The 21506-nt window shown below is 59.6% G+C and carries 20 protein-coding genes and 1 pseudogene; 14 read left to right on the top strand and 7 right to left on the bottom strand.

Annotation, left to right across the window (positions count from 1 at the left end):
• Positions 1-311: 311 nt before the first annotated feature.
• The 7 genes from CFAEC_RS07395 to CFAEC_RS07365 all read left to right on the top strand — a co-directional run bounded on the left by CFAEC_RS07395 (position 312) and on the right by CFAEC_RS07365 (position 6623).
• Positions 312-1013, top strand: coding sequence for a helix-turn-helix transcriptional regulator (locus tag CFAEC_RS07395; protein WP_290275541.1), 702 nt, complete (start codon positions 312-314; stop codon positions 1011-1013).
• The gene (gene sufB, locus CFAEC_RS07390) at positions 1010-2455 is read left to right on the top strand and encodes a Fe-S cluster assembly protein SufB (protein ID WP_290275539.1); all 1446 of its coding nucleotides are present in this window, start codon (positions 1010-1012) and stop codon (positions 2453-2455) included. Before CFAEC_RS07395 ends, sufB begins: the two co-directional genes overlap by 4 nt.
• Positions 2456-2460: 5 nt before the next feature.
• Positions 2461-3642: a Fe-S cluster assembly protein SufD gene (sufD, locus tag CFAEC_RS07385; protein ID WP_290275536.1), complete on the top strand. Its 1182-nt coding sequence runs from the start codon at positions 2461-2463 to the stop codon at positions 3640-3642.
• A gap of 93 nt (positions 3643-3735) precedes the next feature.
• A complete protein-coding gene (gene sufC, locus CFAEC_RS07380; RefSeq protein ID WP_290275534.1) occupies positions 3736-4494 on the top strand; it encodes a Fe-S cluster assembly ATPase SufC in 759 nt (252 codons plus the stop codon).
• A gap of 1 nt (position 4495) precedes the next feature.
• The gene (locus CFAEC_RS07375; protein WP_290275531.1) at positions 4496-5764 is read left to right on the top strand and encodes a cysteine desulfurase; all 1269 of its coding nucleotides are present in this window, start codon (positions 4496-4498) and stop codon (positions 5762-5764) included.
• A complete protein-coding gene (sufU, locus tag CFAEC_RS07370) occupies positions 5761-6207 on the top strand; it encodes a Fe-S cluster assembly sulfur transfer protein SufU (RefSeq protein ID WP_290275529.1) in 447 nt (148 codons plus the stop codon). Before CFAEC_RS07375 ends, sufU begins: the two co-directional genes overlap by 4 nt.
• Complete coding sequence (locus CFAEC_RS07365; protein WP_290275528.1) at positions 6204-6623, top strand: metal-sulfur cluster assembly factor; 420 nt, start codon at positions 6204-6206, stop codon at positions 6621-6623. Before sufU ends, CFAEC_RS07365 begins: the two co-directional genes overlap by 4 nt.
• 60 nt (positions 6624-6683) lie before the next feature.
• Here the strand turns inward: CFAEC_RS07365 and CFAEC_RS07360 are convergent, their stop codons facing one another.
• Positions 6684-7979, bottom strand: coding sequence for a lycopene cyclase family protein (locus CFAEC_RS07360; protein WP_290275526.1), 1296 nt, complete (start codon positions 7977-7979; stop codon positions 6684-6686).
• Between the two features lie 37 nt (positions 7980-8016).
• Positions 8017-8763, bottom strand: a complete 747-nt coding sequence (locus CFAEC_RS07355; RefSeq protein WP_290275524.1) for a hypothetical protein — start codon at positions 8761-8763, stop codon at positions 8017-8019.
• A 268-nt stretch (positions 8764-9031) separates the two neighbouring features.
• On the opposite strand from CFAEC_RS07355, the gene CFAEC_RS07350 reads away from it, so the two are divergent.
• Positions 9032-9217 carry a hypothetical protein gene (locus CFAEC_RS07350; RefSeq protein ID WP_290275522.1) on the top strand — a complete coding sequence of 62 codons (186 nt, stop codon included), beginning with the start codon at positions 9032-9034 and terminating at the stop codon, positions 9215-9217.
• Positions 9218-9330: 113 nt separating this feature from the next.
• The gene (locus CFAEC_RS07345; protein ID WP_290275520.1) at positions 9331-10962 is read left to right on the top strand and encodes an ABC-F family ATP-binding cassette domain-containing protein; all 1632 of its coding nucleotides are present in this window, start codon (positions 9331-9333) and stop codon (positions 10960-10962) included.
• A 3-nt stretch (positions 10963-10965) separates the two neighbouring features.
• On the opposite strand, the pseudogene CFAEC_RS07340 reads toward CFAEC_RS07345, so the two are convergent.
• Positions 10966-11364 (bottom strand): annotated as a pseudogene (locus CFAEC_RS07340) (dihydrofolate reductase family protein).
• Between the two features lie 144 nt (positions 11365-11508).
• Here CFAEC_RS07340 and CFAEC_RS07335 point away from each other — a divergent pair.
• Positions 11509-11685, top strand: coding sequence for a CsbD family protein (locus CFAEC_RS07335; protein ID WP_290275518.1), 177 nt, complete (start codon positions 11509-11511; stop codon positions 11683-11685).
• Between the two features lie 99 nt (positions 11686-11784).
• The gene (locus tag CFAEC_RS07330; RefSeq protein WP_290275516.1) at positions 11785-12294 is read left to right on the top strand and encodes a DUF1990 domain-containing protein; all 510 of its coding nucleotides are present in this window, start codon (positions 11785-11787) and stop codon (positions 12292-12294) included.
• Here the strand turns inward: CFAEC_RS07330 and CFAEC_RS07325 are convergent.
• Entirely contained in the window at positions 12291-15005 is a 2715-nt protein-coding gene (locus tag CFAEC_RS07325; RefSeq protein WP_290275514.1) for an HAD-IC family P-type ATPase, read from the bottom strand. The two genes, CFAEC_RS07330 and CFAEC_RS07325, sit on opposite strands and share 4 nt — an antisense overlap.
• A gap of 150 nt (positions 15006-15155) precedes the next feature.
• Between CFAEC_RS07325 and CFAEC_RS07320 the strand changes: the two genes are divergently transcribed.
• Positions 15156-15407: a PLD nuclease N-terminal domain-containing protein gene (locus CFAEC_RS07320; RefSeq protein ID WP_290275512.1), complete on the top strand. Its 252-nt coding sequence runs from the start codon at positions 15156-15158 to the stop codon at positions 15405-15407.
• Positions 15408-15420: 13 nt separating this feature from the next.
• Positions 15421-16086 carry an NAD(P)H-binding protein gene (locus CFAEC_RS07315; protein WP_290275510.1) on the top strand — a complete coding sequence of 222 codons (666 nt, stop codon included), beginning with the start codon at positions 15421-15423 and terminating at the stop codon, positions 16084-16086.
• Here CFAEC_RS07315 and CFAEC_RS07310 read toward each other — a convergent pair.
• The 3 genes from CFAEC_RS07310 to can form a co-directional block, all read right to left on the bottom strand.
• Entirely contained in the window at positions 16083-16844 is a 762-nt protein-coding gene (locus CFAEC_RS07310) for a glutamine amidotransferase (RefSeq protein ID WP_290275508.1), read from the bottom strand. The genes CFAEC_RS07315 and CFAEC_RS07310 overlap by 4 nt on opposite strands.
• Positions 16845-16904: 60 nt before the next feature.
• Positions 16905-17471 carry a TetR/AcrR family transcriptional regulator gene (locus CFAEC_RS07305; RefSeq protein ID WP_290275506.1) on the bottom strand — a complete coding sequence of 189 codons (567 nt, stop codon included), beginning with the start codon at positions 17469-17471 and terminating at the stop codon, positions 16905-16907.
• Positions 17472-17685: 214 nt separating this feature from the next.
• Positions 17686-20505: an aconitate hydratase gene (gene can / locus CFAEC_RS07300; protein WP_290275504.1), complete on the bottom strand. Its 2820-nt coding sequence runs from the start codon at positions 20503-20505 to the stop codon at positions 17686-17688.
• A gap of 391 nt (positions 20506-20896) precedes the next feature.
• Between can and CFAEC_RS07295 the strand changes: the two genes are divergently transcribed.
• Positions 20897-21397 (top strand): Rv1476 family membrane protein, encoded by a 501-nt coding sequence (locus CFAEC_RS07295; protein WP_290275502.1) that lies wholly within the window; start codon positions 20897-20899, stop codon positions 21395-21397.
• Positions 21398-21506: the final 109 nt, after the last annotated feature.

Raw genomic sequence — 21506 nt, 5'->3', positions numbered from 1 at the left:
CCACCACCTGTGAATTGACTGGATGTAATTTAATGCAGGGGCATGTGATGCAACTCTCATTCTTTAATGCAGTGGATCTGTGGGTGACAGAAAAATATGCGTCATCCCTTTGCGCAGCAGAAATAAGGTGAACCTTCCACGGGGTGCTGATCATTGGCCTGGTTCCTATCAACAAGGTTCTCGCTGGTTATTGGCTGTGGGATTGGACACGGGAATAGAATTAGGGAACACTTGTGTTGTCTAAAGATGTAAGTGATTTAACCGCAGGCAAACACATGTGAGTGGAGGTGACACCAGTGGGAGAAGCTTTTATGGAACGCCTGGACCGTGATGCGCACGGCGCAGACGGAGACACCAGGCGGCACATCATGCTGATTCTTCTGGAGCGCGCTCCTGTGACAGCCTCCGAGATTGCGGAACAACTTCAGCTTTCAACTGCAGGAGTGCGCAGACACTTAGACAATCTGGTGGAAGATGATCTGATCGAGGCCACAAAGCCCCGACAGAATCCGTACGAACCCAAAACCCGCGGGAGGCCGGCCAAGTCGTACCGGCTCACCTCGCAGGGACGTGCCATCTTCGGCCACGAATACGACACCCTGGCAGCTTCAGCCCTCGCCACCCTCAGGGAATTCGGTGGGGATGAGGCGGTCAAGGAGTTTGCGCGAAGGCGCATCGCGACGATCGTTGAGGGGATCACCCCGGCGAATGTCTCGGAAAAGTCGATCAGAGATACAGCCACATCCCTGGTTGATGCCTTCAGTAGACATGGTTATGCAGCAACTGTCGATGCCGCCGGCAACGGTCTACAGATCTGCCAGCATCATTGCCCCATCTCCAACGTGGCTTCGGAATTTCCGGAGCTGTGCGAGGCGGAGCACCATGCTGTGGCGGAATTGCTGGGGCAGCACACGCAGCCCCTGGCAACCATCGCCGACGGGCACGGCATCTGCACAACAAATATTCCATTGACACCCATCAAACACACTCCTGATGAAAGGAGCGGATCATGACTTCGGCTACTACGAACCCCGGGGCAACTGAGCCCATGACCGATGACCAGATTATCGATTCAATCGGTCCGTACAACTTCGGTTGGCACGACTCTGATGCAGCTGGTGCGTCGGCGAAACGAGGCCTCAGCGAGGCTGTTGTTCGCGATATCTCCGCAAAGAAGAGCGAGTCCGAATGGATGCTCCAGCAGCGTCTGAAGGCCCTGTCCATCTTTGAGAAGAAGCCCATGCCCACCTGGGGTGCGGACCTCTCCGGTATCGACTTCGACAACATCAAGTACTTCGTCCGCTCCACCGAGCGCCAGGCACAGTCCTGGGAGGACCTGCCAGAGGACATCAAGAACACCTACGACCGCCTGGGCATCCCAGAGGCCGAGAAGCAGCGTCTTGTCGCCGGTGTCGCAGCACAGTACGAGTCTGAGGTTGTCTACCACCAGATCCGCGAGGACCTGGAGGAGAAGGGTGTCATCTTCCTCGACACCGATACCGCTCTCAAGGAGCACCCGGAGCTGTTCCAGGAATACTTCGGCACCGTCATCCCAGCCGGTGACAACAAGTTCTCCGCACTTAACGCCGCAACCTGGTCCGGTGGATCCTTCATCTACGTACCCAAGGGTGTCCACGTGGACATCCCACTGCAGGCGTACTTCCGCATCAACACCGAGAACATGGGTCAGTTCGAGCGCACCCTGATCATCGTTGATGAAGATGCCTACGTGCACTACGTCGAGGGCTGCACCGCCCCGATCTACAAGTCTGACTCCCTGCACTCCGCAGTGGTTGAGATCATCGTGAAGAAGGGTGGACGCTGCCGCTACACCACCATTCAGAACTGGTCCAACAACGTCTACAACCTGGTGACCAAGCGCACCAAGGTTGAAGAGGGCGGCACCATGGAATGGGTCGACGGCAACATCGGTTCCAAGGTCACCATGAAGTACCCAGCTGTCTGGATGACCGGCCCGCACGCCAAGGGTGAGGTTCTCTCCGTGGCTTTCGCCGGCCAGGGTCAGTTCCAGGACACCGGTGCCAAGATGGTCCACATGGCACCACACACCTCCTCCAACATCGTGTCCAAGTCCGTGGCACGTGGTGGTGGACGCGCAGCGTACCGTGGTCTGGTTCAGATCAACGCCAACGCACACCACTCCACGTCCAACGTTGAGTGTGACGCCCTGCTGGTGGATGACATTTCCCGTTCTGACACCTACCCGTACAACGACATCCGCAACGATCACGTGTCGCTCGGCCATGAGGCCACCGTGTCCCAGGTCTCTGAAGAGCAGCTGTTTTACCTCATGAGCCGTGGACTCGCTGAAGAGGAAGCAATGGCCATGATCGTCCGTGGCTTCGTTGAGCCGATCGCCAAGGAACTCCCGATGGAGTACGCACTTGAGCTCAACCGCCTGATCGAACTGCAGATGGAAGGATCGGTGGGCTAAGCCCAATGACTACTGAAGTAGCAACTGTTAACGCCGCCACCCCGCACAACACCAAGGGTGACGTATTCTCCTCCTTCAACGTCGAGGATTTCCCGATCCCCCGCGGACGCGATGAGGTCTGGCGCTTCATCTCCCTGCGTCGACTCCGTGGACTGCACAACGGTGAGTTCGCACCGGCAACCACCTCGGATGTCAAGGTTGAGATCCCAGCCGACGCCGTGGGTGCCACCCACGAGGTTGTCGGCCGTGACGATGAGCGTCTCGGACGCGCCGGAGCACCCGTCGACCGTGTCGGCGCCCAGGCCTGGACCTCCATGGAGCAGGGTGACGTGCTCACCTTCGCCAAGGACACCCAGAACCCGACCCCGGTGGTTGTCACCGTCACCGGCAGGGGAGATGATGTCACCTCCTTCGGTGCCATCTCCATCGAGGTGGAGGCAGGCGCAGAGGCCATCGTGTCACTGCAGTACGTCGGTTCCGGCACCCATGCGGACAACGTTGAGTTCATCGTCGGCGACAATGCGCGCCTGACCGTGATCACCGACACCCACTGGAATGACGACGCTGTACACCTGAGCAACCAGCTGGCCAAGCTCGGCCGTGACGCGACCCTGCGCCACACCGTCGCCACCTTCGGCGGCGAAGTTGTCCGCCTCGTCCCACGCGTGAAGTTCACCGCACCGGGCGGCGACGCCGAGATGCTCGGTGTCTATTTCGCGGATGATGGACAGTACTTCGAGCAGCGACTCCTCGTGGATCACGCTGTTCCGAACTGCCGCTCCAACGTTTTGTACAAGGGTGCCCTCCAGGCTGACCAGAACTCCGATAAGCCTGAGGCACGTACCTGCTGGGTTGGCGATGTCCTGATCCGCGCCAACGCACACGGCACCGACACCTATGAGGCGAACCGTTCCCTGGTTCTGACCGAAGGTGCACGTGCAGATGCCATTCCAAACCTGGAGATTGAGACCGGCCAGATCGTTGGCGCAGGCCACGCGGCAACCGTGGGTCGCTTCAATGACGAGCACGTCTTCTACCTCCAGGCCCGTGGTATCCCGGCTGATGAGGCACGTCGTCTGATCGTCCGTGGCTTCTTCAACGAGGTCATCAACAAGGTGCCTGTCGAGTCAATCCGTGAGGAACTCGAAAACCGCGTCTCCTCCGAACTCTCCGTTCTTGGAATGTAGGTGAGGGGGGAGGGCACGGCAGCAACGCCGGGGCCCTTGCCTTCACTTTTCTTGTACAGATCCATTCTTAAACCTGAAAGATTGTTTTAAAAGATGAGCACTCTTGAAATCCGTAACCTGCACGCACAGGTTCTGCCCTCTGATGCCAGCGAAGCACCGATCGAGATCCTGAAGGGCGTCAACCTCACCATCAACTCCGGTGAGATCCACGCCATCATGGGCCCGAACGGCTCCGGCAAGTCCACCCTCGCCTACACCATCGGTGGCCACCCACGTTATGAGATCACCGAGGGCGAAGTTCTGCTCGACGGCGAGAACATCCTGGAGATGGAAGTTGACGAGCGCGCCCGCGCCGGCGTCTTCCTGGCCATGCAGTACCCGACCGAGATCCCTGGCGTTTCCGTCGCCAACTTCCTGCGCTCCGCAGCAACCGCCATCCGTGGCGAGGCTCCGAAGCTCCGCGAGTGGGTCAAGGAAGTGCGTACCGCCCAGGAAGCACTGTCCATCGATCCGGACTTCTCCAACCGCTCCGTCAACGAAGGTTTCTCCGGTGGCGAGAAGAAGCGCCACGAGGTTCTGCAGCTTGATCTGCTGAAGCCGAAGTTCGCCATCATGGATGAGACCGACTCCGGTCTGGATGTCGATGCACTGCGTGTGGTCTCCGAGGGAATCAACTCCTACAAGGAGGAGACCAACGGTGGCATCCTCATGATCACGCACTACAAGCGCATCCTGAACTACGTGCAGCCAGACTTCATCCACGTCTTCTCCAACGGTCAGATCGTGACCACCGGTGGCCCAGAGCTCGCAGACATGCTCGAGGCTGACGGCTACGATCAGTTCATCAAGTAATATGTCCGATTTCCTCAAAGAAGACGGAACCCTCAACGTCGCGCGGGTCCGGGAAGAATTCCCGATTCTCAAGCGCACGGTGAGGGAGGGCCAGCCGCTGGTCTACCTGGACTCAGGTGCTACTTCACAGCGCCCTGAGCGGGTGTGGCGTGCGGAGGAGAACTTTGTCCTGCACACCAACGCCCCGGTGCACCGTGGTGCCTACCAGCTTGCTGAGGAAGCAACGGACGCCTACGAGGGCGCACGCGAGAAGATCGCGGCCTTCGTCGGCGCACACCAGGATGAGATCGCGTTCACCAAGAACGCGACCGAAGCACTCAACCTGGTCGCCTACACCTTGGGCGATGACCGCGCGGGCGTTCACCGGGTCCAGGCCGGTGACACCGTTGTGGTGACAGAGCTCGAGCATCACGCCAACCTGGTTCCATGGCAGGAACTCTGCCGTCGGACTGGAGCGACCCTGAAGTGGTACAAGGTGACCTCTGATGGTCGCATCGACCTCGATTCACTCGAACTCGACGAGACTGTCAAGGTTGTGGCCTTCACCCATCAGTCCAATGTGACTGGTGCGGTGGCTGATGTGGCTGAGATGGTGCGCCGTGCGCGCGCCGTCGGCGCCCTGGTGGTGCTGGACGCCTGCCAGTCGGTGCCCCACATGCCGGTCAACTTCCACGACCTTGACGTTGATTTTGCGGCCTTCTCCGGCCACAAGATGCTGGGCCCGAGCGGCGTTGGCGCGGTGTACGGCAAGCGAGAGCTTGTCGACGCCCTGCCTCCGTTCCTCACCGGCGGTTCCATGATTGAAGTTGTCACCATGGAGGGTTCCACTTACGCTCCGGCACCTCAACGTTTTGAGGCCGGCACGATGATGACCAGCCAGGTCGTCGGACTCGGCGCAGCGGTGGAATTGCTGTCTGAGATCGGCATGGATGCCATCGCAGCCCATGAGCATGTACTCACTGAATACGCCTTGGACAAGCTCCAGGCCATTCCAGGTGTTCAGATCGTGGGGCCTGCCACTTCGGAGAACCGCGGTGGTGCCATCAGCTTCAGCGTTGATGGTATCCACCCGCATGATCTCGGGCAGGTGCTTGATGATCAGGGTGTCTCCATCCGCGTGGGTCACCACTGTGCGTGGCCGCTGCACCGTTGCATGAACGTACAATCGACGGCACGAGCGTCGTTCTACCTCTACAACACCGTGGAGGAGATCGATCTCCTTGTTCAGGCCATCGAGAAGGCCAAACAGTTCTTTGGAGTTGAAGTATGAGACTTGAGCAGATGTACCAGGAGGTGATCCTGGACCATTACAAGCATCCGCAGCATAAAGGCCTCCGGGATCCTTTCGATACCGAGGTACACCACGTCAACCCGTCATGCGGTGATGAGTTGACCCTGCGTGTGAAGCTTTCCGAAGACGGCAAGACCGTCGAGGATGTGTCCTATGACGCGGTTGGTTGCTCAATCAGCCAGGCTTCCACCTCAGTCATGGCGGAGGAGATCCTCGGTCGACCTGTCGATGAAGCCATGACCAAGCTCCAGGCGTTTGAAAAAATGATCGTTTCCCGTGGCCAGGAAGAAGGCGACGAGGACATCATCGGAGACGGCGTAGCGTTCTCCGGTGTGGCTAAGTACCCGGCACGCGTCAAGTGCGCGCTGCTTGGTTGGAAAGCTTTCCAGGCGGCTACCGCTGAGGCATTGGAGGAAAAATGACCGAACCAAACACTGACAACACCGATAGCACTGAAGAGCAGCAGAGCACTGCCACTTTCCAGTCCCCGGAGGCACAGCGCCCTGAGCAGTCCGAGGCAGACCTGGCCAAGGCCAGTGACGTCGAGGAGTACATGCGCGATGTCATCGACCCTGAGCTGGGTATCAACGTGGTTGATCTGGGCCTTGTCTATGACATCTACATCATCAATGGCAATGAGGCTCATATCGATATGACCCTCACCTCACCAGCCTGCCCGCTGACTGATGTCATTGAAGATCAGGTTCTGCAGGCCACCGTTGGTAACGGACTGGTTGAGAAGATGTCCCTGAACTGGGTATGGATGCCACCATGGGGCCCACACATGATCACCGAAGAAGGGCGCGCACAGCTGCAGGCCCTCGGGTTCGCTGTCTAAGCACCCAGGTATCAACGAGATAACCGTTGTCCGCAATGATCTTCATTGCGGACAACGGTTTTATCCTTTGAGGGATGTTGTTGCAGCGAGTTTCAGCACCGTTGCAGCCGTGGACGGGCTACTCGCGAACTCTCGGAGAATAATTTTCATCATGACGCGGGCGGTCTTCTTCGGATCAGTTCCGGTCAGGTAGGCCAGGAGGTCCTTCTCCGGCAGTGACAGCACGATGGAAAAGAACTCTGTGAACTGGGTAGGGGACAGGCGGAGTAGAACATTGAGGCCCATACGCCTCAGGTGATGGTTGACCCGCCACCCTTTAGAGGTCGGCAACGCACCGGAGAATACGCGGTCCAGCATCCGGTCAGTACCTGCCAGCACTTCCCCGACGCTGTATCCGGTTGCGGGGTGCATCCATCCACCGGCACTCCCGATGGACACCTCGCCGGCCATACCCCGACCACCCCAGGGGCCTAAAAGAAAACGCAGGTCAAGCGAGGATCTCTTACCGCAGGGGATACTACTGAGTGCCAGACCCAGGCGGGTGCGGGGACGGTTGGCAGGCAGGCTGTAGGGGCCGAGGGCGAAATTAACCACCTCAGTGCCGGTGGCTCTGTCATGTGCGATACCGAGCTGTTCCATCCTCGCCAGATTCTTGCGTTTCAGATGGGGGAGTAGTTCCGAGGGGCTCCCGGTGGTGGCCAGGATGGTTTCCTCGATCAACCAGGTGCCATCACCGAGGGGGACCCGGTAGCTGAATGTGATTGGGCCGGGCTCATCGAATCCGGCAACCGGGGAGAAATCCATCAACACCGCAGAGCGATGGGCCGGGGGGATCGCTGCCTCCGGAACCATGGTGCCGCGTGCGAGCTGCCGAGCAGGCAGAGGAGTCTCGGGGACGGAAATCAGCAGGCGATCAATGCGATCGGGTCCGGGGGAATCATCGAACATGACCGACACCTGCTCATGAGGGTTGGGCGCGAACCAGCTGCGCAGTCCCCGGAGCCGTGGGCGCGCTTCTCGGCCTCCGAATGTGACAGCAACCGCGGGTCGGGCTTTTTCGCGCACGATATCGAAACCGTCAAGGTGCTGCTCCCAACCGGTTTTGAGGATCACGTAGTCCGCCTCCATCTGCTGGCGGCCCTTCTGAGTAATCATCGACGGCGTAAACCGCGAGGCAACGGCCTCAGCAGGGAACCAGTCGGGAAGCTGAAAAGCCCACAACCCGACGGTGGACGGGGCGTTGACGCCTTTATTATCTATTCCCAGGACTGTAAGTCCGCGTTGCGCAGCGCGGTGTGCAGCCACCGCGCCGGAGGGGCCGAGGCCGAGCACGGCGACGTCGTAAAGCTCTTTCATTCCTCTAGTTTAGGGTGCGCTCCAGTTAGCGGCGCGCTCAGTTCACCAGACACCCCGTTATAAAGGCGGCATTGGCCGGATGTGGGAAGAATGTAGAAGGGCGATCTTCGAAAAGGCCGGGATTCTCGCCGTATATAGCCAGATCATCGCTGGCCCGGCGCTCCAGGGAATCCACACAGGCTTCAACCTTGTCACCGAAACCGGAATCAAATGGCACATCGACGATTGCAGCGAAGGCACCGTCATTATAGGAATCAGTGGCAATCGCAGCAGTGAAACCATAGAACACCACCATTATCCCCAGTAGCGGACCCAGTACACCGCCTTTCCTGGATGATGTTCTCCCGGTTCGGGAGGTATCCCATTGCTGCTGACCCTGGTTACCAGAAGGCCACTCGGAAGCCTGCTGGCGGATCGCATTGCGGTTAAGGGCCCGTTGCTGAGCGTCAGTGCGGGTTTGTTGACTGGGACTGTGCAAACTTCTGCTGTGCGCCTGAGCGTCCTCTGTTGCGCGTTGGGCCTGCGCATAACGCGCGCCCTGGTCCTTAACATCAGCCACCGGGGTGGCGGAGACATTCTTCAACAGTGCAGAAGATAACCCGTACTTCTGAAGTTCATTGACCAAATCAGCCGCACCTGGTGGGGAAGCGAAGCGCATCACCATGCTGCCGCGCTGGTACTCGTTGAGAAAATACGACACCATATAATCCCGGCCGTCGGCAGTCCTATCCGTATTGGCACCCGGATCTGCCTGATAACGGATTCTGCGCTGCTTCGCGTTCATAGCCCCACCCTAAACAAACACGGGACTGTCTGCTGCTGATCATGGTCGATGGTGAGCCATGTCGGCAGCCCTGATAGGCCATCCGCACCATTACAACCCAACCTTCCTGATGATCTCCCGGCTTCAGGGGAGTCGTGGGGACCCGTTCCAGCGCAGCAGTGACCCGGGAGGTAGGGACAATATTCCGCATCCTCCAATGGGAATAGGCCCCGTGCAGGGTGGTTGACCGGCGGCCGCTTTGACCTCACCCCGGATCATGGCCGGTGCGATGGCAGCAGGCCTGGGCACAGCAACCGGGTTTTCTACCTTCTTTGCAGCTGGTGTGGCGTCACCGGTGCCAAGCCAAGAAGGGATCGGGGTCATGATGGCAATGGGAGGAACCAGCTTCAACCTCTGCGTAATCAACCTCATCATCGCGACGAAGCGAGAAGAGAAAATCAAGAGCCGACGTTAAACGTCGGAACACAGTTAATCGTGACCTTGGAGTCAAGGAAATTCGTCTCTATCCAGAGGGTGAAGAAAGCATCATTGGTGTCCCGGCATGGGTAGTTGATACACTGAACGGTTGTGATTGTCACCAATGATTTAGAAGTGCGCGTTGGCGCTCGTACCCTCCTCGACGCCCCAGGACAGCTCCTTCGCGTACAGCCCGGCGACCGCATCGGTCTCGTGGGTAGAAATGGTGCAGGAAAAACCACCACGATGCGTATCCTGTCCGGCGAAACCAAGCCGTACGGTGGTTCTGTCACCGTCGCTGGTGAGGTTGGATACCTCCCGCAGGACTCCCGCGAAGGCAATATCGAGCAGACCGCCCGCGACCGTGTCCTGTCCGCACGTGGCCTTGATCAGCTGCGTTCCTCCATGGAGCGCCAGCAGGAGATCATGGAAACCACCACCGATCCCGGAAAGCTGGATACCGCGATCGGTAAATACTCCCGCCTGGAGGAGCAGTTCCAAGCGCTTGGTGGCTATGAGGCCGACGCTGAAGCCGCCCAGATCTGCGACAACCTGGGCCTTGAGGCACGCATCCTGGATCAGCAGCTCAAGACCCTCTCCGGTGGTCAGCGTCGCCGCGTGGAGCTGGCACAGATCCTGTTCGCCGCCGCGAACGGCTCCGGCAAGTCCAAGACCACGCTGCTTCTCGACGAACCAACCAACCACCTCGATGCCGACTCCATCACCTGGCTCCGCGAATTCCTGTCCAAGCACGAGGGCGGGCTCATCATTATCTCGCACGACGTGGAACTCCTCGGTGCCGTCTGTAACAAAATCTGGTACCTGGACGCGGTGCGTGCGGAAGCCGATGTGTACAACATGGGCTTTGATAAGTACGTCGATGCCCGTGCACTCGATGAGGCCCGTCGTCGTCGCGAGCGTTCCAACGCTGAGAAGAAGGCAGGTGCCCTCAAGGACCAGGCTGCACGCCTGGGTGCCAAGGCCACCAAGGCGGCAGCAGCCAAGCAGATGATCGCCCGTGCAGAGCGCATGATCGACAACCTCGATGACATCCGTGCCTCCGATCGTGCCGCCAACATCGTCTTCCCGGAGCCAGCACCGTGCGGTAAGACCCCGCTCAACGCCAAGGGCCTGACCAAGATGTACGGTTCCCTCGAAGTCTTCGCCGGCGTGGATCTGGCCATTGACAAGGGCTCCCGCGTAGTGGTCCTCGGTTTCAACGGTGCCGGTAAGACCACCCTGTTGAAACTGCTGGCTGGTGTGGAACGCACCGACGGCGAGGGCGGCATTGTCACCGGCTATGGCCTGAAAATCGGCTATTTCGCACAGGAACACGACACCATCGACCCGGATAAATCGGTCTGGCAGAACACCATCGAAGCTTGCGCTGACGCCGATCAGCAGGGCCTGCGCAGCCTGCTGGGTTCCTTCATGTTCTCCGGCGAGCAGCTCGACCAGCCGGCCGGCACCCTCTCCGGTGGCGAGAAGACCCGCCTGGCCCTGGCCACCCTGGTCTCCTCCCGCGCCAACGTGCTGCTTCTCGACGAACCAACCAACAACCTTGACCCCATCTCCCGTGAACAGGTTCTGGACGCCCTCCGTACCTACACCGGAGCCGTTGTCCTGGTCACCCACGACCCGGGTGCCGTCAAGGCCCTGGAACCAGACCGCGTCATCGTCCTGCCCGACGGCACCGAAGACCTCTGGAATGAGCAGTACATGGAGATCGTCGAACTGGCTTAGATCTCAGCGTGGGGCTCTGTACCTGGTGAGGATAACTCCTCTTGGGAAGACATGAGTTTCCACCAGGTCCAGATTCACCCGACTACCCAGCGCGGTGAAGAAGGGCGTGCCACCATCCACCAGAACAGGGTGGGTGGTGGCACGTATTCATCAATTAACCCGACCCGCATGGCTGCGCCACCGATGCTCACCGGACCACTGCCTTCAGCCACAGCGGTGACACCAGGTTGTTGATCAGCAGTGGCCCAATAAGGGTTCATGGCCTCCCAGAGTTTGCGTCTGTCCAGGTCCAACCACCATTGGAATAGCTCATCGCTTGGCTCGATCCAGTTGATATCGTCTCCGGTGGCAGCGATATAACCGTCTTAAGGTCACGTTCATGCCGTAGATCAATGTGCGCATGGTGAGGTATCTTTCCTCAGCGGTTCTTCAGGATATGCGCCGTGAAAGAGGTGCAATTAATGGTCCGGTGCCCATGACTTCGCCCCAGGAAAATCGGTACACTGGTGCAAGTACGTTCAAGCAATCAATCGAGAGGAACACATCATGGGACTCGGCGACAAGATTAAGAACACCGCTGAAAAGGCTTCCGGCAAGGCGAAGGAAGCTACCGGCAAGGCCACCGACAACGAGCAGCTTCAGGCTGAGGGCAAAGCCGACCAGGTGAAGGGCGATGCCAAGAACAAGGTCGAAGATGTCAAGGATAAGCTCACCGGAAACTAGATTTCCTGAGCACCTCGCCAGATCGGCCCCACCCAGTTATCCAAACTGGGTGGGGCCGAGTTTCGTTCATTGGATCATAGGATGGAGAACACCCCTTAAATGAGTACGTCAGAACTCACCTATCCTCCGCAGTTCCAGGGGCATTCCGTGAAGTTGCTGCAGGGGGAGACTGCGGACAATCTGGGACTGGCGGGGTGGAAGATCACCGATTCCAGCCTTGTCCTCGGCCACGGCAGAGACTGTTTTGACCAGGCCTCCGAGCGGTTATTTTCCTGGCAGGCCCATGAGCACGCGGGTGTGAGTGTGCGGGACCTGGGGGAGAACCGGGTGGAACTGGTTATCGGCCCCACGCGGTCCCGCTGTTTCATTCTGCAACGCGTCCACGGCGAAGATGAGGCACTCATGGTGTATGGAACCCTCCCCGGGCACGTGGAACGGGGTGAGGAAGCCTTCCATATCCAGATGGCCCCCGACGGTACTGTGACTGGGCGGTGTGTGGCCTTTTCGCGCCATGCGTGGATCTGGGCGAGAATCGGGGCTCCTGCCGCGCGACTGGTCCAGCTCTACATCACCCGCAGGTATCTCAAAGGAATGGCACCTGCCATCTAGATCACCGTCTCATCCGAGCTACTCTGTCTGCGCATGAGCTTTTCCAGTTCCACCACCACGAAGATGGTCACACCCGCCGTCAATGGGAGCAGCCAGGACTCCGGGGACACCGGGGAGGTATCGAAGGTGGCGTTCATGAAGGGGAGGTAGGCGAAGCCCAGTTGCAGAACCATCATGATGCCGATGCACAGCCAGGAGACGGGGTTGCGGGTAACCAGTTCCTTCCTGAGGGTGCGAACCCGGAAGAAGCGGGTGACCAGGAGGTAGAACACCTGCCCCACGGCGAGACTATTCACCGCGATGGTGCGGGCCTGCTCCAGGGTGGCGCCATTGTCCAGTGATAGTGAAAAGGCCCAGAACGTCATGGCACCCAGCAGCAGGGATACATAGACAATGCGGGCGAACGCCTCGCGATCCAGGATATTTGCGTTGGGGTCGCGGGGCCTGCGTCTCATGATGTCGGGTTCTGCAGGTTCAAAGGACAGTGCCAGGGACAGCGTGATGGCGGTGATCAGATTGATCCACAGCACCTGTAGGGGAGTGATGGGCAACTGCCAGCCGAACATCATGGCTACGAAGATCACCAGGCCCTGGGCGCCGTTGGTGGGCAGCATGAAGACAATGGCCTTGCGGAGGTTGTCATAGATGGTGCGACCCATCTCCATGGCGCGGGCGATGGTGGCGAAGTTGTCATCGGCCAGCACAATATCAGCAGCGTCCTTGGTGGCCTCTGTGCCCTTGATGCCCATGGCCACGCCCACGTCAGCCTGCTTGAGGGACGGGGCATCGTTGACACCATCACCGGTCATGGATACCACTTCACCATTGGCCTGGAGTGCCCGGACGATACGGAGTTTATGCTCCGGGCTGGTGCGGACGAAGATACCGGTGTCCCGGACGAGTTCACGCAGGTCCTCATCTGTGGCATCGGTGATCTGCTGGCCGGTGAGTACCCCGTCACCTTTGATTCCGACCTCCCGCGCGATGGCTTTTGCCGTGGAGGCATGGTCGCCGGTGATCATCCGGACGCGGACGCCTGCCTTCTGCACGGTGTCGATGGCACCGATGACTTCGGTTCTGGGTGGATCCATGATGCCGTAGAGACCCAGGAAGGTGAGTCCACCTTCGTCCACTGTGGCGGTGGTTGGGTCGTCGACAAGCGTAGGCAGCGTGCGCCGTGCAGCGGCCAGCACCCGCAGCCCACGCGAGCCAAGCGCATCGATGCGCTTGTCCCAGAACTCCCGGTCGAGGGGCTCGCCGTCCCCCTGATGGGAACTGCGGTCGAGCAGGCGGTCGGGTGCGCCCTTGACCAGCAGGAGGTGTTCACCGGCAGCCTCGTGGAGGGTGGCCATGTACTTATAGGACGAGTCGAAGGGGATCTCCGCCTGTCGGGGCCTCGGTTTCACACCGGTTTTCAGCGCGAAGGTGCGGATACCACCGTCGGTGGGCTCACCGATGAGCTGCCACCTGCCGTCGACCTCCCGGATCTCGGCATCGCAGACAGTGGCCGCCACCTCGGCGAGGGCATACACATCGGGGGACTGCCCGGGGTCTACCTCCTCGTCGGTATTGGTGACGGAGATGGTGCCCACCGGCTCATAACCACTCCCGCTGACATCGTAGAATCCCTGCAGGGTGACCAGCGACCGCACGGTCATCTCATTTTTTGTCAAGGTTCCTGTCTTGTCGGAGCATACGGTGGTCACGGATCCCAGTGTTTCCACCGAATTCAGCTGGCGGGTGATGGCCTTCTGCCCGGCCATTTTCTGCACGCCGAGGGCGAGGGTGATGGCGATGACCGCCGGCAGGCCCTCGGGAATTGCTGCGACTGCAAAACCGATGGCGGACATGATGAGTTGTTCCATCGGCGTTCCGTGGACGATACCGGAGACCACCAGCATGAGGATGGCCAGGACCACGCAGGCGATGGCAAGTGTGGAGGAGAATTTGGTCATCGCCCGGGTCAGCGGGGTGTCCACGCTTTCCACATCCTCGAGCATGGTGGTGATATGCCCGATCTCCGTATCGTGTCCGGTGGCTGTGACCACACCCGTGCCGGTGCCGGTCAGCGCAGTGGTGGAGGAGAACGCCATGCACGTGCGGTCGCCGATACCGGCGTAGTCCTCCACCGGATCGGGATGTTTGAGAACCGGTTCCGATTCACCCGTGAGGGCGGCTTCCTCCACCTGAAGGTTGGTTGCGGTGATGATACGGAGGTCCGCCGGGATCCGATCTCCAGCTGAGATCCGGACTATGTCACCGGGGACCAGCTCCGCGGCATCGATGGTGGTCCACTCACCATCGCGCAGCGCGGTTGACTCCGGGGAGAGCATCTCCTTGATGGAGGCCAGTGCGTCCGCGGCCTTGCCCTCCTGAATGAAACCCACCATCATATTCACGATCACCACCGCTGAGATGACGATGGTATCCGTCCAATTTCCCAGAAGCGCGGTCAGAACCGCTGCGGCGATGAGCACATAGATCATCGGGTCATTGATCTGGCGGAACAGTCGCTGGAGCATGGTCTCCGGGGCGGCGCGGCGCAGCGCATTCGGACCGAACGAGCTCAGCAGGGCGGCTGCCCGGGAGGATTCCAACCCCTGTGTACTGGAGCCCAGGTGACGCAGAACGTCCGGCACGGGAAGCGTATGGGGTGTGCGGAGTGGTGTTGCATCCTCCGCTCGAGCTGGAACCTTCGACGGCGTGGACATGGTGCACCTTTCCTATCCTCATAGGGATAACAAGTCTCAGTGTACGCCCGTGATAGCTGCTTCCAATTGACTTTCCGGTGAACACGCCCCGACACAAAACCCAGGGCTAAACCATCGCGGTCAGCACTGATCCCGCATATCATCAAGGGTATGAGCGAAACTAAAAAGCCACTGTACAGCCTCGGTCAATCTCTCCGCGCAGATTGGTTGGATCTCCCCACCGAACTCCGGTTCCCACTGGTAGGCCTCACCGCCGCCGAGGTGGCAGCCAAGGTCGGCATGTGGATTTCCCTGGCCCGGCGCCCCTCGGAGAAGGTCCGTGGCCCCAAGTGGGCCTGGGTGTTGGCAAGCTTCATCAACGGCATCGGCCCGGCGGCCTACTGGACGTTCGGCCGAAAGTAACTAGTGTGGTGTCATGACAGACACACATAACGTTCTTATTATCGGTGGCCACGGCAAGGTGGCGTTGCTGGCAACGCCCATGCTTGTCGACGCCCACCTCACCGTCACCTCTCTCTTCCGCAATCCTGACCACAAGGCCGAAATTGAAAAGCTCGGTGCCACACCGGTGCTGCACGATGTGACCGAATTGTCGGTCGGGGACTGGGCAGAGCTCCTCCGCTCCTTCGACACCGTGGTGTGGACCGCTGGAAACGGAGGCAAAGCGGGTGCCGATGCCACCTATGCCATCGACCGCGATGCAGCGATCGCCTCCATCGACGGCGCGGCCTCACTCGGTGCGGACGCACCCCGCTACATCATGGTCAGCTACATCGGCGCGACCAAGCACTCAGTGGACCCATCACATTCCTTCTACCCGTATGCGGCATCGAAGAAGGCCGCCGATGAGCACCTTGCAGCCTCCGGACTCGATTACCTGATCCTGGCGCCGTCTGCGCTGACCATGGATGAGGTCGAGGGTGTCACTGTGGTCGCTGATGATCAGGAGGCAGCTGGCGAACGGAGCACCTCCCGACACCTGGTGGCCGAGGTGATGGCGGAGTTCGCCGCCAGGGAGAACTTCCCCGACAACCGTGTCCTCCCATTCGTCGACGGAACTGACCCCGTCTCAGAGATCTAAGAGGTCAGTGCCGGGTGGGCGTGCTCCATCCCATCAATGGGGCGGACACCTTCGCAGATCTCGACAAAATTGCGGAGCACCCGGTTGGCGTAGACAGCATCCACGCTGGGTAACCCGGCGATGATGTTGTCGTAGTCCTCCGGTGAGAAATAACCATAGTTGGCATAGAAGTCCATGCGGTTTTTCATGGCCAGCGCATCCATATCCGCATGGAACTGCACCGCCCAGGTGTGATTATTTGCGCGCACCATCTGAACCGGGCAGGTGGGGCCGGTCGCCAATACACGGTGGCTGGGGGCGGGCGTGACCACATTCTCGGTATGTCCCGTGAAAGACATGAAGGTATCGGGGAGATCGTGGGTGAGCACATCCACCCTGCCTTCATCCGTCAGGTGGACTGATGTTGGCCCGGATGGTTCCGGGTGCGTGCGCCCAACCTCACCGCCCTGGAGGTGCGCTAAAAAAGTGTTGCCGTAGCACACGAACATCGTGGGCTTCGGATATGACACCAGTGCCGCAAGTTCCCGGTGCACGTGATGCTGCCAGTCGTCATACTCAAAATTGGTGACGTTGAGGGGACTGCCGCCGACGATCACTCCGTCGAATCCTTCGAGGCTTCCGATCCTGGTATCGGTGGAATCGAGGATCCGGGAGGTCAGTTCATCCGGCTTCAGCCCTGTTGACTGAAGAAAATCACGATGCTCAGCAGCGACAACAGCTTTGCCCTGGCGGGGTTGAATGAGAAGAACTGAAACCATACCGCTTAGTCTAGATGGTGGTCTGCTTCAACGGTGAATCCGGAGATTAGAAGGGCCGGATCAGTCGGGTCGGCGAACCGAGGTTTCCACCAGGTCGAGGACCTCTGACAGGCCTTCGGTGGATGCGCCCGTGGCCAGGCGGGAGATGAATCCATCCATGACGGTCTCCAGATAAAGGTGCAGCACCCCGATGGGGACATCCGTCCGCATCCGGCCCTTGTCCGCATTACGCGCCAGACGCACCCGCACGGCCTCATCCAGCACACTCTGGTGATCTGTCCATTTGGCGCGGAAAACCGGATCGGTGCGGAGCTGCTTGGAGATCTCTAAACGGATGGAGAGCCAGTTATAGCGGTCCGGATCCTCGAGCATGCCCCGCATGACCTCAACCAGACCGTTTTCGGATACTGTCTCCGCCATGCGCGCGGCGTCTTCACGCGCGAGTGCCAGAAACAGCTTCTCCTTGTCACCGAAGTGATGGAAGATGGCGCCCCGGGACTTGCCGGTTGCCTCCTCCAGACGACGGACTGTGGCACCTTCGTAGCCGTGTTCCGCGAAGCACCGGCGGGCGCCCTCCAGGATCTCCTGGCGACTGTTCAACGGCTTTTCGCCTGTCGCTACGGACACGTGGACTCCTTAGGGAAGGTGTATACGCCCTGTTCAGGCGCATGCGGGGTGAAAGTTCAGGTACAACAATGGGGCCCCACCTCGAACCACTCACGCCTCTCATCGGAGACAAGGCGTGGGAGAGTCGGGTGGTGGGGCCCCATGTCAACCACCTTGGTCATCTGAAATGAAATCTGATGAGACCCAAGGTGGCGTATTGCTCATCGCTACTGACTTAAGCCGCAGCGGCAGCCATCTGACGCAGAACGTACTGCAGGATGCCACCGTGGCGGAAGTAGTCAGCCTCACCTGGGGTATCGATACGGACGACAGCGTCGAATTCGACCTTGTCGCCGTTCTCCTTGGTGGCGGTGACCTTGACGGTAGCCGGGGTGGTGCCCTCGTTGAGAGCAGTCAGACCGGTGATGTCGAAGGTCTCGGTGCCATCAAGTCCGAGGGACTCGTGGGACTCGCCTGCAGGGAACTGCAGTGGCACGACACCCATACCGATGAGGTTGGAGCGGTGGATGCGCTCGAAGGACTCGGTGATGACTGCGCGGACGCCGAGCAGGTTGGTGCCCTTGGCAGCCCAGTCACGGGAAGAACCGGTGCCGTATTCCTTACCTGCAAGGACGACCAGCGGGATGCCGGCTTCCTTGTAGTTGACGGAGGCATCGTAGATGAACGCCTGTGGGCCATCCTCCTGGGTGAAGTCGCGGGTGTAGCCACCTGCGATGTCAACCAGCTGGTTCTGGAGGCGGATGTTGGCGAAGGTGCCGCGCATCATGACCTCGTGGTTACCGCGCCTGGAACCCAGGGAGTTGTAGTCCTGACGATCTACGCCGTGGGAATCCAGGTACTGGGCAGCTGGGGTTCCCGGCTTGATGGAGGAAGCAGGGGAGATGTGGTCGGTTGTGACCGAATCGCCCAGCTTGGCCAGAACGCGTGCGCCCTGGATGTCGGTGACATCCTGTGGCTCAGCGGTCATGCCATCGAAGTAAGGAGCCTTGCGGATGTAGGTGGAGTTCTCATCCCACTCGAAGGTCTTGCCGGAAGGAACGTCGAGTTCCTGCCACTGCTTGTCACCCTTGAACACATCAGCGTAGTCAGCTTCGTAGAGCTCGCGGGAGATGGCGTCCTGGATGGTCTCCTCGATCTCCTCGGTGGAAGGCCAGATGTCCTTCAGGAAGACATCGTTGCCGTCCTGGTCCTGACCGAGAGCGTCGTTCTCGAAGTCAAAGTCCATGGTGCCGGCGATCGCGTAAGCGATGACCATGATCGGGGAAGCCAGGTAGTTCATCTTAACGTCGGGGGAGATACGTCCCTCGAAGTTACGGTTACCGGACAGGACAGCTGCAGCAGCCAGATCATGCTCGTTGATGGCCTCGGAGATCTCGTCCGGCAGTGGGCCGGAGTTACCGATGCAGGTGGTGCAACCGAAACCGGAGAGGTAGAAGCCGAGGGCCTCCAGATCCTTCCAGAGGTCTGCACGCTGGTAGTAGCCGTCAACAACCTGGGAACCCGGAGCACAGATGGTCTTGACCCATGGCTTGGACTTCAGGCCCTTCTCCGCAGCCTTACGTGCGATCAGGCCAGCGCCGATCATGACGGAAGGGTTGGAGGTGTTGGTGCAGGAGGTGATGGACGCGATGGCGACCATGCCGTGGTCGATGGTGTACTCGCCACCCTGTGGGGAGGAGATGGTGACCGGGTTGGATGGGCGACCTGTTGCGCCATCAGCTGCGGACTCATCGTTGCCAGGCCAGGAAGCGTTGTAGTTGTCTGCGTCTGCAACGGAGGTCGGCTGTGCGCCACCCTCGTTGTCCATGCGCTTGGCAGGGATGGACTGATCGTTCTGCACCGGATCGTTGGTGTAGACGGTCAGATCCTTGCGGAACTGCTCCTTGGCCTCGGACAGCAGGATGCGGTCCTGAGGACGCTTCGGGCCGGCAATGGAAGGAACAACGGTGGAGAGATCCAGCTCGAGGTACTCGGAGTACTCAGCCTCTGGAGCGTTCTCCTCGAGCCACATGCCCTGTGCCTTGGCATAAGCCTCGACGAGGGAGATCTGCTCTTCTGGGCGACCGGTGAGACGGAGGTACTTGATGGTCTCCTCGTCGATCGGGAACATCGCACAGGTGGAGCCGAACTCAGGGGACATGTTGCCGATGGTTGCGCGGTTCGCCAGTGGAACGGACTTGACGCCGTTGCCGTAGAACTCGACGAACTTCTGCACGACGCCGTGGTCGCGGAGCATCTCGGTGATGGTCAGCACGACGTCAGTTGCGGTCACGCCAACTGGGATCTCACCGGTCAGCTTGAAGCCGACAACGCGCGGGATGAGCATGGAGACAGGCTGGCCGAGCATTGCTGCCTCAGCCTCAATGCCGCCGACACCCCAGCCAAGGATGCCCAGGCCGTTTTCCATGGTGGTGTGGGAGTCGGTACCGATGCAGGTATCTGGGTAGGCAAGGCCGTCGGTGTCGAAGACAACGCGTGCCAGGTACTCAATGTTCACCTGGTGGACGATGCCGGTTCCCGGAGGAACGACACGGAAGTTGGAGAAGGACTCGGAACCCCAACGGAGGAACTGGTAACGCTCCTCGTTGCGCTCGTACTCAATCTCGACATTCTTGGCGAGGGCGTCTGGACGGCCGAATGCCTCAACGATGACGGAGTGGTCGATGACCATTTCCGCTGGGTTCAGTGGGTTGACACCATCTGGGTCGCCACCGAGGGTCTTGATGGCTTCGCGCATGGTTGCCAGGTCGACGACACAGGGGACACCGGTGAAGTCCTGCATGAGCACGCGGGCCGGGGTGAACTGGATCTCAATGCTCGGATCAGCAGATGCATCCCAGTTGGCGATGGCCTCGATGTGCTCGTTGGTGATGTTCGCACCGTCTTCGGTACGCAGGAGGTTCTCTCCGAGAACCTTCAGGGAGTACGGCAGCTTCTCCATGCCAGGAACTGCGGAGAGGGCATAGTAGTCATAAGACTTCTCGCCAACCTGCAGTGTGCTCTTAGCATTGAAGGAGTTCTTGCTTTCAGTCACAGTGAGCTCCAATTCTAGACTTATCCAGGGTGAGGTTTTCGTCGGCTGCTGCATCGGCTGAGCCGGCGTAAGGAAAACTTCAGGTTCTCCACTCCACGGTTGTGGGTAAGGACCCTACGTCCCCATTATCTTAACAGTACGAGCGTTCTGGCGTGAGTATTGGGTGTTTCTGCGCGTCACTTACTGTCTACTGCCCGGTACTGTTACGTTGGTTCATGGTCATGGGCAGCGCGTATGCCGAAACCGCCGGGGTGAGACTCTGGCGCGAGGTGACATATCCATCACCCCCTTATCACCCCCAAATCCAGGGCGGCGGTGTCATCTGCTGCACGCTGCCCGTTTCGCATGGCCCATGCCCACACTGAGAGTTCGAGAAAGCCGGAGGCGTTCCATGATTCCTGAAAATGTAGAGATCGACGCCCTTGCACGGGATCTGGAGGATGATGCCGTGGCGATGGGGCCGGAAACCGGAGCCCTCTATCCCACGCTGGAGGAGGAGCTGATTCGTGTCACGGATGACGCGATTGATGGCGATTTCGGGTCTCTGGGTTACGTGGTTCTGGACACCACCCCTGCCATGACTGCGGACCTGCGGGATATCGCCCAGGAGCTTCTCAACGAAACGTCTCTGGACACTGTTGCTGTCCGCGCGCCCGGATCCGGAGCTGTGGTGAGCGACATTCACTCCCGGGCGGCACTGGAATCCGCGCAGCATGAAATGTTGGGCACAACTGACTATGTGGAGGGTGCTTCGTTACTGATTCGCAATGTAACGGAGTCGGGAGTCTCCGCGATGGACTGGGGCCAGGTAACAATTTGGCTAGCCCTTCTGCTGATCGCTGTGCTTGTTGTTGGCGCGATCTTTACCCGTCGCAGGCCGTTTGGCGGATAGGGTCGGCCTTAAATCAAGCACTGAAGCTTGACATTTTAAACCGAGGCCCCAGGTCACTTTTCGCCATTTTGTGACGGGGTTCGGCCGGGATTGGAAAAAGGTGACCAAT

Source organism: Corynebacterium faecale (assembly GCF_030408735.1).
In the GTDB taxonomy this organism is placed as follows: domain Bacteria; phylum Actinomycetota; class Actinomycetes; order Mycobacteriales; family Mycobacteriaceae; genus Corynebacterium; species Corynebacterium faecale.
The sequence above is the reverse complement of the archived record's forward strand: the minus strand, read 5'-3'. Positions and strand labels throughout refer to the sequence as shown.

What these genes read in the sequence shown, in the direction of transcription:
- CFAEC_RS07315 (WP_290275510.1), top strand. Translation starts at nt 15,421, where the DNA reads ATGACAGACACACATAACGTTCTTATTATCGGTGGCCACGGCAAGGTG.
- CFAEC_RS07325 (WP_290275514.1), bottom strand. Translation starts at nt 15,005, where the DNA reads ATGTCCACGCCGTCGAAGGTTCCAGCTCGAGCGGAGGATGCAACACCA.
- CFAEC_RS07295 (WP_290275502.1), top strand. Translation starts at nt 20,897, where the DNA reads ATGATTCCTGAAAATGTAGAGATCGACGCCCTTGCACGGGATCTGGAG.
- CFAEC_RS07375 (WP_290275531.1), top strand. Translation starts at nt 4,496, where the DNA reads ATGTCCGATTTCCTCAAAGAAGACGGAACCCTCAACGTCGCGCGGGTC.
- sufD (WP_290275536.1), top strand. Translation starts at nt 2,461, where the DNA reads ATGACTACTGAAGTAGCAACTGTTAACGCCGCCACCCCGCACAACACC.
- sufC (WP_290275534.1), top strand. Translation starts at nt 3,736, where the DNA reads ATGAGCACTCTTGAAATCCGTAACCTGCACGCACAGGTTCTGCCCTCT.
- CFAEC_RS07320 (WP_290275512.1), top strand. Translation starts at nt 15,156, where the DNA reads ATGAGCGAAACTAAAAAGCCACTGTACAGCCTCGGTCAATCTCTCCGC.
- CFAEC_RS07355 (WP_290275524.1), bottom strand. Translation starts at nt 8,763, where the DNA reads ATGAACGCGAAGCAGCGCAGAATCCGTTATCAGGCAGATCCGGGTGCC.
- CFAEC_RS07330 (WP_290275516.1), top strand. Translation starts at nt 11,785, where the DNA reads ATGAGTACGTCAGAACTCACCTATCCTCCGCAGTTCCAGGGGCATTCC.
- CFAEC_RS07360 (WP_290275526.1), bottom strand. Translation starts at nt 7,979, where the DNA reads ATGAAAGAGCTTTACGACGTCGCCGTGCTCGGCCTCGGCCCCTCCGGC.
- CFAEC_RS07350 (WP_290275522.1), top strand. Translation starts at nt 9,032, where the DNA reads ATGGCAGCAGGCCTGGGCACAGCAACCGGGTTTTCTACCTTCTTTGCA.
- sufU (WP_290275529.1), top strand. Translation starts at nt 5,761, where the DNA reads ATGAGACTTGAGCAGATGTACCAGGAGGTGATCCTGGACCATTACAAG.
- sufB (WP_290275539.1), top strand. Translation starts at nt 1,010, where the DNA reads ATGACTTCGGCTACTACGAACCCCGGGGCAACTGAGCCCATGACCGAT.
- CFAEC_RS07395 (WP_290275541.1), top strand. Translation starts at nt 312, where the DNA reads ATGGAACGCCTGGACCGTGATGCGCACGGCGCAGACGGAGACACCAGG.
- CFAEC_RS07335 (WP_290275518.1), top strand. Translation starts at nt 11,509, where the DNA reads ATGGGACTCGGCGACAAGATTAAGAACACCGCTGAAAAGGCTTCCGGC.
- CFAEC_RS07310 (WP_290275508.1), bottom strand. Translation starts at nt 16,844, where the DNA reads ATGGTTTCAGTTCTTCTCATTCAACCCCGCCAGGGCAAAGCTGTTGTC.
- CFAEC_RS07365 (WP_290275528.1), top strand. Translation starts at nt 6,204, where the DNA reads ATGACCGAACCAAACACTGACAACACCGATAGCACTGAAGAGCAGCAG.